The sequence below is a fragment of the Aeromonas sp. MaB10011B genome (genome assembly GCF_017939325.1).
Taxonomy (GTDB): domain Bacteria; phylum Pseudomonadota; class Gammaproteobacteria; order Enterobacterales; family Aeromonadaceae; genus Aeromonas; species Aeromonas caviae.
This window is the reverse complement of record NZ_JAGKRK010000001.1, coordinates 80,174-93,562: the sequence shown is the minus strand read 5'-3', so window position 1 is coordinate 93,562 and position 13,389 is coordinate 80,174. Positions and strand designations below refer to the sequence as shown.

Here is a 13,389-nt window from a genome sequence, read left to right as displayed (position 1 = left end):
GAGGGGGCAGATGACACTTTTAGTGAAGAGAGATGACAATACGGTGAAAGCGCCTTGCAAATGTTATCTTATATCAATGGGTTATGTTGATTGTGTTCTGCCACTCACCTCCCGGTGGCGTGGCGGGCATCCGGCCACCCGGGTGACAACACCCGGCCAGAATAGCCTGTCAAATCGGGGCCGCAGCAGGTAAAATGCGCCCCCTTGCGATGAGTGCCAGCGGTCTGGCGCATCACCACGCACCCGCAACCCCGAGCGCCCGCAGCCCCGAGAGGGGACCGCATGCCAATGAGAGAGTAACGGATATGTCCATCAACTGGTTCCCCGGCCACATGCACAAGGCCCGCAAAGAGATTGCAGAGGTCATGCCCCAGGTCGATGTCATCATCGAGATGCTCGACGCCCGCATCCCCTTCTCCAGCGAGAACCCCCTGGTGCCGGAGCTGCGCGGGGAGACGCCGGTGATCAAGGTGCTCAACAAGGCAGACCTTGCCGACCCCGAGATCACCGCGCTGTGGGTGGCCCACATGGAGCAGGAGAAGGGGATCAAGGCTCTGCCCCTGACCCAGCAGGAGCCTACGATGATCAAGCAACTGCTGACCCTGTGCCACGAGATGCTGCCGGAGCGCAACTTCGAGCTGCGCGGGGTGCGCGCCATGATCATGGGCATCCCCAACGTGGGCAAGTCCACCCTGATCAACACCCTGGCGGGGCGCATCATCGCCAAGACCGGCAACGAGGCGGGGGTGACCAAGTCCCAGCAGCGGATCAAGCTCGACAACCACGTCATCCTGACGGACACCCCTGGCTTCCTGTGGCCCAAGCTCAACCCGCCCTCCTGCGGTTATCGACTGGCGATCACGGCGGCCATCAAGGATACCGTCTTCGATTACGCCGACATCGCCATGTTTGCCGCCGACTACTTCATCAAGGCCTATCCGGAGCGCATCAAGGCACGCTACCAGCTGAGCGAGCTGCCGGAGACCGAGATCGAGCTGCTGGATCTCATTGCCCGTCAGCGCGGCTTCATGCGCAAGGGGGGGCTTGCGGATCTGCACAAGGCCTCGGAAATCCTGGTCAATGAATTCCGGTCCGGCATGCTGGGGCGGATCTCCCTGGAGACGCCAGAGATGGTGAGCGTCGAGATAGTGGAAGCCGAGGCCGAGGCTGAGCAGAAAGCCAGGGAGAAGGCGAAGCGGGAAGAGGAGCGCCAGGCCCGGGCTCGTCGCAAGTACGCCAAGAAGCGCCAGCGCTGACCGGCGTTGTGCACGATAGGTTGTGCTTGATAACAAGAAGAGGCGGCCCTGGGTCGCCTCTTCTGGTCATGGCGCTCTGGCGTGAGGGAGGCACAGGGGCGATATTCAACCGCCCGCTTCTCCTTATCATGACCAACGTGCCGGCCAATCAAGGGGATGAGGCTCCCGTCAGGGGAGGGCCGTGCCGCGTTGCCATCACGGTGGGCAGAAAAACCTTGCGACCCGGCCTCAGTGCCGATTGACAAAGGCACAGGCGGTGGCATGATGCGCTCGCATTTTGCCTCTCCCCACGGTTCTATCCATGACCACATACTCCCGCCCGGTGCTGCTCCTGCTCTGTGGCCTGCTGTTGCTGACCCTGGCCATCGCGGTATTGAATACCCTGGTGCCGCTCTGGCTCGCCCATGAGCATCTGCCCACCTGGCAGGTCGGCATGGTCGGCTCCTCCTATTTCACCGGCAACCTGCTGGGAACCCTGCTGGCGGGCAGACTCATCGCCCGCTGCGGCTTCAATCGCAGTTACTACCTGGCCAGTGCGCTCTTTGCCGCAGGCTGCGTCGGGCTCGGCATTACCCTGGCGTTCTGGAGCTGGCTCGCCTGGCGATTCATCGCCGGGGTCGGCTGCGCCATGATCTGGGTGGTGGTGGAGAGCGCGCTGATGTGCAGCGGCAACGCCCGCAATCGGGGTCGCCTGCTGGCTGCCTACATGATGGTCTATTACGTGGGCACTGTGCTTGGGCAACTGCTGGTGAGCAAGGTGCCGACGTCGCTGATGGCGGTGCTGCCCTGGCTGACCGCCCTGGTGTTGGCGGCCATGCTGCCGCTCTTGTTCACCCGCATCGCCAGTCCGTCAGGGAACCACCAGGCCAGGACTCCGGTCTGGCCGATGCTGCGCATGCGTCAGGCGCGTCTGGGGGTGAACGGCTGCATCCTCTCCGGCATCGTGCTGGGGGTGCTTTATGGTCTGATGCCGCTCTATCTGAACCACCAGGGGGTGAGCGACGGGGCCATCGGCTACTGGATGGCGGTGATGGTGAGCGCAGGCATCCTGGGGCAATGGCCGGTGGGGCGTCTGGCTGATCGTTTCGGGCGCCTGCCGGTGCTGCGGGTACAGGTGCTGGTGGTGATCCTGGGGGCCATGGCGATGCTCGGCAACGCGGCCATGGGACCGACGCTGTTCATTCTGGGGGCCGCGGGCTTCACGCTCTACCCGGTGGCCATGGCCTGGGCCTGCGAGAAGGTGGAGCAGCATCAACTGGTGGCCATGAACCAGGCGCTGCTGCTGAGCTACACCATCGGCAGCCTGCTCGGGCCCACCCTGACGGCGCTCCTGATGCAGCACTACTCGGATCATTTGCTGTTCATGGTGATTGCCGGGGTCTCCCTGGTCTATCTGCTGATGCTGCTGCGCAAGATGGGCGAGCACCCGACGCCAATGGCCCATGCCTGAGGGCAGACGGCGTCATCATCCCTGTGCACTGATATAGAAGAGGCGACCCAAGGGTCGCCTCTTTTTCGTCATGGGCCGGGTGGTGCCGCTCAACCAAACCGGTGCCTTGCTACTTCAAAGAGCGAGAGGTGCAGCGGGATCAACTGCTGCCAGTCTCGCCGGTAACCCCCTCCCGGTACGGCGGTGATGGGCAGCCCGTGGCGAAGCGCAGAGTCAAAGACCATGGCATCGCGCTGGCGCACGCCGGAGTCGCTCAGGGAGAGGTAGCCTAGCTCGTCGTCCCGGTGCACATCCACCCCGGCCTGATAGAGGATGAAGTCAGGGGCGTAGAGGCGATGAGCCAGGGCGAGGGCCTGGTCCAGGGTCTCGAGATAGGCGTCGTCCTCCATGCCGCTTGGCAGGGGAAAGTCCAGATGGGAGGCTGGCTTGTGGCGGGGGAAGTTGTGTTCCCCGTGCAGGGAGAGGGTGATGATGTCACGGCTGCCCGTGCACAGGGCGGCGCTGCCATCTCCCTGATGGACATCGAGATCCACGATCAGTACCCGCTCGCAGAGTCCCTCGTCCAGGCAGGTTCGCGCTGCGATCACAAGGTCGTTGAAGAGGCAGAAGCCGCTGCCAAATCCCCGGTGTGCGTGGTGGTAGCCACCGGAGATCTGCAGTCCGCAGCCCTGCGCAAGGGCGTGGCGGCTGGCGGCCAGGGTGGCGCCGACCGAGTGCATGGTACGTTCTATCAGCAGGGGAGACCAGGGAAAGCCGAGCCGGCGAATGGCCCCTTCATCGAGGGTGCCGGCGAGGGCGGCCTGTACATAGGCCGCATCGTGCACCTTCTCTATCTGCTCACGGCTGGCAGGGGTGGCCTGTGCCAGCGGATAGTCGAGGGCGACGAGGCGTTCAAACAGCGCCTGGTACTTGGCCAGGGGGAAGCGGTGACGCTCGGGCAGTGTCAGGGCGGAGTAGTGGGGGTGATAGAAGATGCGCAGTGACATGAAGCATCGGCCATGAACGGGTATGAAAAAGGGGAGCCAGGCTCCCCTCGATGCAGGCGTGCGATGCGCCTTACTGCTGCTGGATCACCCAGATCTGGAAGGCTTTGCGGGTCTCCGCATCGGCCTTGTTGTACCAGCTCTGCAGCTGGGTCAGGGCTTCCGGGTTGCTCATGGCCTTGCTCGGGGCCACTTCCACCGGTGCGCTGGCGGCAGCCATCACGGCGGCGGTGGAGACGGAAACGGTCTTGGGCTGGTTGAAGGCCTTGCCCATCTTCAGCAGCTCCTGCTGATAGTCACGGGTCAGCTGGAAGCCACCCACGGTCGGCATGACGAACTGCTCGGATTTCAGGACCTGGCCGGTGGATTTGTCTTTCAGAACGACGTTCTGTTCCTTGACGAAACGCTTGGCTTCTTCTTCCTTGCGGGGCTTCTTGAAGTCGAGGAAGAGTTGCTGGTTGTCGGCGGCGGTGAAGTTGATCACCAGGGGCTCGGCGGTGACCAGCTTGGTTTCACTGCGGCTGGAGTAGTTGCCCTCGAAGGCGACCACGACCTGGTGCCTGCCGGGCTCCAGGGAGAAGACGGTGGCTTTGTCGAGCAGCTGGGGGTTGACGGGTTCGCCATCGAGCAGCTGGATGACATAGGGATTCGTAATTTCCAGTTGGCTAGCGGCCAGGGCGCTACCTGCCCACAACAGACCAGCCAGGGCCGGTACCAGAACAGTCAGTTTCATTTCATCTCCTTGAACAGTCAGGCAATTGCCCACTGAAAAATAGGGGGTCATTTTTACAGGTTTGCCCCACAGCGGCAATAGCCGTTTATGGCGCCTTCCGGTGTGCGGGGTGTGGATCCCGCTGCCCCGAGTCCTGCGGGCAGCGTGCTCTTCTATCTTCCTGCCCCCTCCTGACATGAGAGACAGGGGATCGCATGGCGGGCGTCAGCCGTGTCACTCGATGCGTCGGGTGAAGGGGGGGAGGGCGTCCAGCAGCCCCTTGCCGTAGCGCTTGGTCAGCAGGCGCCGGTCCAGGATGGTGACCCGCCCCCGATCCGCCTCTTTTCGGATGAGGCGGCCACAGGCCTGGATGAGCTTGCGCGACGCCTCCGGCACCGTCAGTTGCAGGAAGGGGTTGCCGCCGCGCTGCTCTATCCACTCAGCGGTCGCCTCTTCCACGGGGGAGTTGGGCACCGCGAAGGGGAGCTTGGTGATCACCAGGTTGGTGAGGTAGTGGCCGGGCAGATCCAGCCCTTCCGAGAAGCTGCCGGTGCCAAAGAGGATGCTGGCCTGGCCGCCGTCGCACTTTTGTTTGTGCAGGAGGAGCAGGGCGCTGCGGGACGCTTCCCCCTGTACCAGGAGCGACATCCCCTTGGCCCGCAGCCCCACCGCCACCTCGTTCATCTGGCGATAGGAGGAGAAGAGCACCAGGCTGGCCTCCTTGCCTGCCAGCAGACGGGGCAGGGTATCGATCAACTCCTGGGTGAAGGCGGGGGCACTGGGCTCATGGGCCATCTTGGGCAGATAGAGTTCGGCCTTGTGGTAGTCGAAGGGGGAGCGCAGCCGCAGATAGCGGGTGCCGTCATGCTCCTTGAGCCCCACCTGGTGGCGAAAATAACTGAAGGAGGAGAGGGCGGTGAGGGTCGCCGACACCAGCACGGCCCCGAGACAGCGGGACCAGAGCCACTCCTCCAGCAGATACCCCACCTCGATGGGGGAGGCGTGCAACCAGATGTCCCCGTCCTCGCTTCTGGCCATCCAGCGGGCGAGGGGGGTCTTGCCGGTGGGAACATGGCGGCTCAGCATCTCCCAGAGGGCGCAGAAGCTCTCGAGCCGCTGCAGGTGAAAACCGCTCTCCGCCAGCAGAGGCTCGGCCTCCTTGCGACGGATGTCGCCATCCTTGAGCGCCTCGCCGATGGCCCCCTGCATTCTGTCCAGCGCCCTCAGTGCCTTCTTGCTCGCCTCCTTGAGGTTTTCCGCCAGCATGGGCAGGGGATCCGGCAGTACCCCATCGGCGAATCTGTGGTGGGGCTCGCCGCCAAAGAGGTGATCATTGCTGGCGAGCCACTGCTCGAGTGCCTTGAGATCCGGCTGGAGAGAGGCCAGGGCATCCTGCAGTTTGAGCTGGGGGTCGAGCAGGCTCTCCTTGTTCAGCGTCCTGGCCAGCTTGCCCGCGCTTTGCACCAGCTTTTCCAGCCAGCGGCGGGATCCCTTGATGCTGGCGCTGGCGGCGCCGTGATCCCGGGCGATGGTGGGCAGGTGGTGGGCTTCGTCCAGCACATAGATGCACTCGTCCGGCGGCGGTAATATGATGCCGCCCCCCATGGTGAGGTCGGAGAGCAGCAGGGCGTGGTTGACCACCAGCACGTCTGCCGCGTCCATGTCGTTGCGGGCCCGATGGAAGGGGCAGTGCTGATGGTGGCTCAGGGCCTTGTTGCAGGTGTGACGGTCGGCGGCGATGCGATCCCAGCAAGGGTCCGGAATGGGTTTGGGCCAGTTGTCCCGATCCCCGTCCCACTTGCCTTCTGTGTAGGCCTGCCACAGCCCCTGGTAGCACGCTTTGTCAGCGTCCGATGGCTTGTGTTTGCTCAATGCGCCGAAGTCGAGTTCGAAATTGGCCATCTCGCTGCCGTTTGCCGCCTGCTCCAGCAGGTGCTCGCAGCAGTAGCGCTGGCGCCCCTTGACCAGCATGAAACGAAACGGCAGCTCGCTGTGACGGTGATAAAAGGGAAGATCCTTGTGGATGAGCTGCTCCTGCAGGGCCACGGTGGCGGTGGAGATCACCAGCTTCTTCTGGGTCAGCCGTGCCACTGGTATGGCCCCCTGGGCATAAGAGAGGGACTTGCCGATGCCGGTGCCAGCCTCGGCCACCAGGATGCGGCGACTCCTGTCATATTCTCCCGTCAGGGTCTTGGCGATTTCGGCAACCAGGAAATTCTGCTCCTTGCGCGGCACAAAACCGGGTAAACCATCGGCAATCTGGCGATAGGTATTGCGGATGGTGGCTTTGAGGCGAGTCGATAGCATAAAGAAGGTGTGGCCGTGTCGGTGTGGATGGCAACAGGATACCCGCAACAGGCGGCCCGGGTCGAGGCAGGGGAGAAGCAGTCGGGTCAGCCCCGGCTTTGCACATATGTTATGAGGGAACAGGGGGTTGCAATAAACCACCAAAAAAGAGGGATTCAGGCAGAGAGTATCGCTGTAAACGTTTTCCCTGATGGGGCAAACATTGTGAGATTCAGCTCACAAATTTTTCCCTGTGACTATGGTTTTCATAAAAAGTTCCAAGTTTTTTCATTGCGGATTCGAAAACCCGGTGATAGTCTCGGCGCCATAGTGATGCAAAGAACATCGCTAACACAGGGAATAACAAGGACTTAGTGTTTAATTACAGTAGGCATTGGAAACTATGAAAAAGACAATTCTGGCTATTGCTATCCCGGCTCTGTTTGCATCCGCAGCTAACGCTGCCGTCATCTATGACAAAGACGGTACCACCTTCGACATCTACGGTCGTGTACATGCCCAGTACTTCGGCGAGTACGACTCCTACGATGCAGACGCAGATTCTTACTCCAAGAATGATGGTGAGCTGACCACCTATGCCCGTCTGGGCTGGTCCGGTAAAATGGCTCTGAATGACACCTGGTCTGGCGTTGCCAAAACTGAGTGGCAACTGGCCTCCGAAAACTCCTATGACAGCGACAAGCGTGAGCTGAAGGTTCGTCACATCTATGCTGGCTTCGATGGTTCCCAGTATGGCCAGTTCCTGTTTGGTCAGACAGAAACTGCTTTCTACAATGCAACCGTCGCCAAGACCGATATCTTCAACGACTACGGTGACATGGCCAACGTCTATGATGGTCGTCAAGAAGGTCAGGCTATCTATAACGGTCAGTGGAACGGTTTTGGCCTGAAAGGTGGCTACATCACCAACAACGGCAGCTATGATGCGAACTACGCTGGCTGGTCTGGTGTTGAAGGTAAAATGGACCACGGCTACACCCTGGGCGCAACCTATGACTTCGACTTTGGTCTGGGTCTGGCCGCAGGTTACGAGTCCAAGAGCTTCGAAGATGCCTCCAGCCTCACCATCACTTCCGAAAACGGTACTTTCAGTCGCGCTGATCTGACCGACAAGAATGACTGGGCTGTTGCCGCAAGCTACACCTATCAGGGTTTCTACTTCGCTGCCCTGTATAACGAATCCACCTACAAGTTCGACGGCTTCAACGATGCCAAGGCGCGTGGCTACGAGCTGGCTGCTTCCTACAACGTAGACGCCTGGACCTTCCTGGCTGGCTACAACTTCGCTGAAGCGAAAGTGGAAGGTGTAACTTCTTACGAAGACACCGTAGATTTCACCTCCATGGGTGTTGAATACGCCTTCAACTCCAAGCTGAAAGCTTACACCGAATACAAAATCCAAGGCCTGAGTCAGCAAGATGACGAGTGGACTGTTGGTATGCAATACAACTTCTAATCAAGGCTCCCTCTCATAGGGAATCGTGAAAGAGTTGATGAAACGGCCAAGCTTGCTTGGCCGTTTTGTTTTATCTGCCTTTCACCTCTTTCGCTTCCTTTCGACGTCCGGTGCTGCGCCAGGTCACGTTGTCTCTTTTCCGCCCTTGGCTCCTTCGTCGTAAATCGCTAGATTATTCAATTCGTTGAAGGATGGTTTGCCGACAGGGAAGGATGTCTTTGATCGATTTCACCCACCCCGAGTGGCGCGCGCTGGCACAGCAGTTGCTGAGCGGCAGCCCCCAGGCTGTTCGCGGTCGTCAATGGCAGCCGCTCATCGGCATGCTTCGGGACAACCAGTTGCTGCTGGCCCTTGGCAATCACCACTATGAGCTCACCCCTGCCGGGCACCGCTATCTGACTCGGGAGCTGATGCTGGCGAAGATGGCCAGTGCCCCGCCGGAACCCGAGGAGTGGCTGCAATCCCACGGTTGGCAACTGGGGGAGAGGGTCAACGAGCGGGTGCTGGCGGCCCTGTATCGCAAGGGGGAGGGTCATTTCAGCCCCATCGAGCAGATCGACTTCGAAGACAAGGGGATCCGGCTTTGCAGTGATCTGCCCCTTCGTCTGCGGGCCACACGGCCGTTCAGCCTGTTTCTCAGCGGCGGCACCCTGCTGGATGCCGCCCCCTGGCTCCAGACCCTGGGGGAGGTGGCGCTGCCAGCCCGCACCCTGGCGCAGCTTGGCAAGATCCTCTGGGGAGAGGGGGAGATACAGCGGGTGATCACGACCGATGCCGTCGGCGCCTTCGCCGAGTTGCCACTGCCCGCCGACGCCCTGCTGGTCTGGTATCCCGCCGAGGATCCCGGCACGCTGGAGCCCCTGATCGCCGCCTTGCCGCCCCAGACCCTCTGGAGCCACCTCACAGCCCTGGATCCGGCCGGGGTCGACAGAGTACTGGCATTGGCCCAGCGGTTGGGGAGACCGGCGAGCTGGTGGCTGCCCCGGGATCTGGTGCCCATCAAGGCGGCCTACGGGGCTCCCCTGGGGGATGGTCGGCCCTGGGAGCCGAGCCGTATCCCCCGTGCGCTGCTGGCACAGTGCAATGATCTGGTGGAGTCGAATCGGGGTCTGTCGGTCGAGGTGTGTGCCCTGGCACCGGATTGGCACGGGATTGGTTGAGGCGGCGCAGAGAAAGCGGTTTTCCCCTATGGAAGGCAGTGGTATAAAGAGCTGACGAAGCGCTCCCTGGACGGGCGCTTTTGTTTGCCAACCTACTTTGCCAGCCAACGAACTCAACGGACTACAGGGAATACCATGTTTGAAAAGGTTGTTGCCGCCCCAGCGGATCCGATCCTGGGCCTGACCGAAGCCTTCCGTGCCGACACTCGCAGCCACAAGATCAATCTGGGGGTCGGTATCTACAAGGATGAGACCGGTGCCACTCCTATCCTTCACTGCGTCAAGCAAGCCGAGCAGAAGCTCTTGACCGACGAGAAGACCAAGAACTACCTCGGTATCGAAGGCAATATCGAATACGGCCGCATCGTGCAGCAACTGCTGTTCGGCCGTGATGCCGCCCTGGTGACCAGCGGCCGCGCCAAGACGGCGCAGGCGCCGGGCGGTACCGGTGCCCTGCGCATCGCCGCCGAGTTCGTGGTACGCAACAATCTCGCCAAGACCATCTGGATCTCCGATCCCACCTGGGCGAACCACGTCAGCGTGTTCCAGGCGGCCGGTTTGACCGTCAAGTGGTACAAGTACTACGACGCCGCCACCAAGGGACTCGACTTCGCCGCCATGCAGGCCTCCCTGTCTGACGCGCAGGCGGGGGATCTGGTGCTGCTGCACGGCTGCTGCCACAACCCGACCGGTATCGACCCGACCACCGAGCAGTGGCGCGCCCTGGCCAGGCAGAGTGCCGCCGCCGGCTGGCTGCCGCTCTTTGACTTTGCCTATCAGGGCTTTGCCCGTGGTATCGAAGAGGATGCCGAAGGCCTTCGCATCTTCGCCGAGTGCCACGACGAGCTGCTGGTGGCGAGCTCCTTCTCCAAGAACTTCGGCCTCTACAACGAGCGGGTCGGGGCCTTCACCCTGGTCTGCGCGACCAAGGCGGTGGCCGACGTCGCCTTCACCCAGGTGAAGACCGTCATTCGTGCCAACTACTCCAACCCGCCGTCACACGGCGCCGCCGTTGTCACCACCGTGGTGAGCGACCCGACCCTCTATGCGGAGTGGGTGGAAGAAGTGGCCGCCATGCGGGTGCGCATTCGCGAGATGCGCGAGCTGCTGGTGGAGAAGCTGGCCGAGCGGGGGGTGAACCAGGATTTCAGCTTCATCCGCGAACAGAACGGCATGTTCTCCTTCTCCGGTCTCTCCAAGGATCAGGTGGAGCGCCTCAAGAGCGAATTCGCCATCTATATCGTCGGCTCCGGCCGGATCAGCGTGGCAGGCATCACCCGCGCCAACATTGATCCCCTCTGCGACGCCATCGCCAAGGTGTTGTAAGAGAGACGCATCTGCGCCAAGCGCCTTGCTTCAGCCATAAAAAGCCCGCCGACACGGCGGGCTTTTTCATTTTCCGGCATCAGCGGCGCCGCTTGCTGCTCCCCAGCAGGGAGCCGAGCACCCCGCGCATCAGCTGGCGTCCCACCTCGTTGCCGAGGGTGCGGGCCACGCTCTTGGCGGCGGTCTGCACCACCCCGTCATGCTGGCCACCACGGGGGCCGGTGCGACCGAACAGGATGCCATTCAAGGCATCCAGCAGACCGCCGCCCTGGTCGGTCTGTGGGGAAGCGGTCTCGTCATCGGCGGCGGGCGATGCCTCCTGAAGCCGCTCGAACGCGGACTCCCTGTCCTCCTGGGTGTCGTATCTGCCGTAGAGCAATGAGCCCTGAATAAGCGCCTGGCGCTCGGCCGCGCTCAGGGGGCCGATGCGGCTGGCCGGGGGCGCGATGAAGGCGCGCTCCACCACGCTGGGCCGCCCCTTCTCGTCGAGCAGGGAGATGAGCGCTTCCCCGACCCCCAGTTCAGTGATGGCTCCGGCGGCGTCGAAGGCAGGGTTGGCCCGCAGGGTGTTGGCGGCGATGCGTACCGCCTTCTGATCGCTCGGAGTGAAGGCGCGCAGGGCGTGCTGCACCCGGTTGCCAAGCTGCCCCAGCACGCTGTCGGGGATGTCGGCCGGACTCTGGGTCACGAAATAGACGCCCACCCCCTTGGAGCGGATGAGGCGCACCACCAGCTCAATTTTCTCCAGCAGTGCCCTGGGCGCATCCTTGAACAGCAGGTGGGCCTCGTCGAAGAAGAACACCAGCACGGGCTTTTCCGGATCCCCTATCTCGGGCAACTGTTCGAACAGCTCGGAGAGCAGCCAGAGCAGGAAGCAGGCATAGAGGCGGCTGGACTGGGTGAGCTTGCCGGCGGCCAGCACATTGATATGGCCGTGGCCTGCCCCGTCAGTCTGCATCAGATCCTGGATGTCCAGCATGGGCTCGCCGAAGAAGTGATTGCCGCCCGCGCTCTCCAGGGTGAGGAGGTTGCGCAGGATGGCGCCGATGGAGGCGGTCGACACATTGCCGTAGCGGGTGGTGAGGGTCTTGGCGTGCTCCCCCGCAAACTGCACCATGGCCCGCAGGTCTTTCAGATCGAGCAGCAGCAACCCCTCGTCGTCCGCCACCTTGAACACCAGCTCCAGCACCCCGCTCTGGGTGTCGTTGAGGCCGAGCAGGCGTGCAAGCAACAGAGGCCCCATGTCGGAGACGGTGGCCCGCACCGGGTGGCCCTCTTCGGCGAAGAGATCCCAGAACAGGGTGGGGCTGGCGGCAAAGTCGGGTGCCTGAAGGCCGAGCTGGGCCAGACGGGCATCCAGCTTGGCAGAGGGGGTGCCGGCGGCGCCCAGGCCGCTCAGATCCCCCTTCACGTCGGCAAGAAAGACCGGCACGCCGAGGCGGGAAAACCCCTCCGCCAGCACCTGCAGGGTGACTGTCTTGCCGGTGCCGGTGGCCCCGGTGATGAGGCCGTGGCGATTGGCCATGGCGGGGAGCAGGGAGAGGGGGTTGCCATTGGCATGGGCCAGCGTGAGCGGTTCGGCCATGGTGGGCTCCTTGTTTCGAATGGGGGTCGAAAAACAACGGGTTACAAGGAGTGTGGTGGCAGAGGCAGACGATGGCAAGGCACGCCGCCCGAGACAAGGACGGCGTGCTGGCAACCTAGCGGGGGCGGGTCAGTTTGCCCAGTTGCAACAGCAGCAGGGTGAGCAAGGCGCCAGCGGCAGCGCTCAGCACCGCCAGCAGCAGGCTGCCGAGCAGGAAGGGGGGCACCAGGATAGCCGCTTCCTGCTCCAGCCAGTGCAGGGACCAGGTGAGATGGAAGGGGGCTGGCGTCTCGTTCAGCACCAGGCAACCGGTACGATAGGCGTAGAGGTACATGAAGGGGAGCGTCAGCGGGTTGTTGAACCAGACCGCCAAGAGGGCCAGCGGCAGGTTGAAGCTGAACGCCAGCACCAGGGCGACGGCCACCAGGGAGTGCATGGGCATGGGGACCCAGCTGGCGAACAGCCCGGCCGCCACGGCGCCACAGAGGGCCCGCGTTCCCCCTTGCCAGAGGGCGGGTGTCATCAGTCGCTCGCCAAAGAGGGCGAACCACTTCTGTTGGCGCAGGGTATCGGGGTCAATCTTGAAGCGGGCCAACCAGCGGTTCAGCATGGGCGCGCCACCTTGCGTTTTTGCCACTGGCGCACCGTGCTCAGGCGCCAGCCCGCGCGAACCAGGACATAGCCGACGAGGGCGCTCAGCAGGGCAAGCACCAGGGAGCCCAGCAAGAGCGGCGGGGCCACCGTCTCGAACACCGACACCAGCCAGGCCCAGGTGAAGGTGATCTCGATGTGCTGGGAGGGTTGCCCCAGCAACTGGCAGCCCACCAGATAGGCGCCATAAAACAGCGGTGGCATGGTCAGGGGGTTGGAGAGCCAGACCAGGGCCACCGAGAGGGGCAGGTTGACCCGGCAGGCGATGGCGCCGCCAGCGGCCAGCAGCATCTGGCAGGGGAGGGGCACCCAGGCCATGAAGAGGCCGACCGCACAGGCACCGGCGGCGGAGCGCCGGTTGAGATGCCAGAGGTTGGCATCCAGCAGCAGCTTGCCAAAGAGTCGCAAGTGCTTGTGTTCCTTGAGGGTCGCCGGGTCGGGTAGCCAGCGCTGTATGATTCGTTTGGGCATGTTCTGAACCTTGCTAAATACTTGCTCCATGG

General features: G+C 62.6%; 11 protein-coding genes. 5 read left to right on the top strand and 6 right to left on the bottom strand.

What is annotated here, in order from left to right; translation table 11 throughout:
- Nucleotides 1–305 precede the first annotated feature (305 nt).
- The gene (gene ylqF, locus J9893_RS00400; protein ID WP_210599815.1) at nt 306–1,256 is read left to right on the top strand and encodes a ribosome biogenesis GTPase YlqF; all 951 of its coding nucleotides are present in this window, start codon (nt 306–308) and stop codon (nt 1,254–1,256) included.
- Nucleotides 1,257–1,557: 301 nt separating this feature from the next.
- Nucleotides 1,558–2,706: an MFS transporter gene (locus J9893_RS00395; RefSeq protein ID WP_111896756.1), complete on the top strand. Its 1,149-nt coding sequence runs from the start codon at nt 1,558–1,560 to the stop codon at nt 2,704–2,706.
- Nucleotides 2,707–2,795: 89 nt separating this feature from the next.
- On the opposite strand, the gene J9893_RS00390 is transcribed toward J9893_RS00395, so the two are convergent.
- The 3 genes from J9893_RS00390 to dinG all read right to left on the bottom strand — a co-directional run bounded on the left by J9893_RS00390 (nt 2,796) and on the right by dinG (nt 6,708).
- Nucleotides 2,796–3,692, bottom strand: a complete 897-nt coding sequence (locus tag J9893_RS00390) for a histone deacetylase (protein ID WP_111896755.1) — start codon at nt 3,690–3,692, stop codon at nt 2,796–2,798.
- A 70-nt stretch (nt 3,693–3,762) separates the two neighbouring features.
- Nucleotides 3,763–4,422, bottom strand: a complete 660-nt coding sequence (locus J9893_RS00385; RefSeq protein WP_039040268.1) for a DUF2057 domain-containing protein — start codon at nt 4,420–4,422, stop codon at nt 3,763–3,765.
- Nucleotides 4,423–4,635: 213 nt separating this feature from the next.
- Nucleotides 4,636–6,708, bottom strand: a complete 2,073-nt coding sequence (dinG, locus tag J9893_RS00380; RefSeq protein WP_043153863.1) for an ATP-dependent DNA helicase DinG — start codon at nt 6,706–6,708, stop codon at nt 4,636–4,638.
- A 382-nt stretch (nt 6,709–7,090) separates the two neighbouring features.
- On the opposite strand from dinG, the gene J9893_RS00375 reads away from it, so the two are divergent.
- The 3 genes from J9893_RS00375 to J9893_RS00365 all read left to right on the top strand — a co-directional run bounded on the left by J9893_RS00375 (nt 7,091) and on the right by J9893_RS00365 (nt 10,650).
- Entirely contained in the window at nt 7,091–8,164 is a 1,074-nt protein-coding gene (locus J9893_RS00375; protein WP_113070051.1) for a porin, read from the top strand.
- A 218-nt stretch (nt 8,165–8,382) separates the two neighbouring features.
- Nucleotides 8,383–9,324 carry a hypothetical protein gene (locus J9893_RS00370; protein ID WP_162726181.1) on the top strand — a complete coding sequence of 314 codons (942 nt, stop codon included), beginning with the start codon at nt 8,383–8,385 and terminating at the stop codon, nt 9,322–9,324.
- Nucleotides 9,325–9,459: 135 nt separating this feature from the next.
- Nucleotides 9,460–10,650, top strand: coding sequence for an amino acid aminotransferase (locus tag J9893_RS00365; protein ID WP_111896752.1), 1,191 nt, complete (start codon nt 9,460–9,462; stop codon nt 10,648–10,650).
- A 79-nt stretch (nt 10,651–10,729) separates the two neighbouring features.
- On the opposite strand, the gene J9893_RS00360 is transcribed toward J9893_RS00365, so the two are convergent.
- The 3 genes from J9893_RS00360 to J9893_RS00350 form a co-directional block, all read right to left on the bottom strand.
- Nucleotides 10,730–12,235 carry a helicase HerA-like domain-containing protein gene (locus J9893_RS00360; protein WP_010675239.1) on the bottom strand — a complete coding sequence of 502 codons (1,506 nt, stop codon included), beginning with the start codon at nt 12,233–12,235 and terminating at the stop codon, nt 10,730–10,732.
- Nucleotides 12,236–12,350: 115 nt separating this feature from the next.
- Complete coding sequence (locus J9893_RS00355; protein WP_210599814.1) at nt 12,351–12,845, bottom strand: DUF2062 domain-containing protein; 495 nt, start codon at nt 12,843–12,845, stop codon at nt 12,351–12,353.
- Nucleotides 12,839–13,357: a DUF2062 domain-containing protein gene (locus J9893_RS00350; RefSeq protein WP_010675237.1), complete on the bottom strand. Its 519-nt coding sequence runs from the start codon at nt 13,355–13,357 to the stop codon at nt 12,839–12,841. The genes J9893_RS00355 and J9893_RS00350 overlap by 7 nt, the downstream gene beginning before the upstream one ends.
- Between the last annotated feature and the right edge of the window lie 32 nt (nt 13,358–13,389).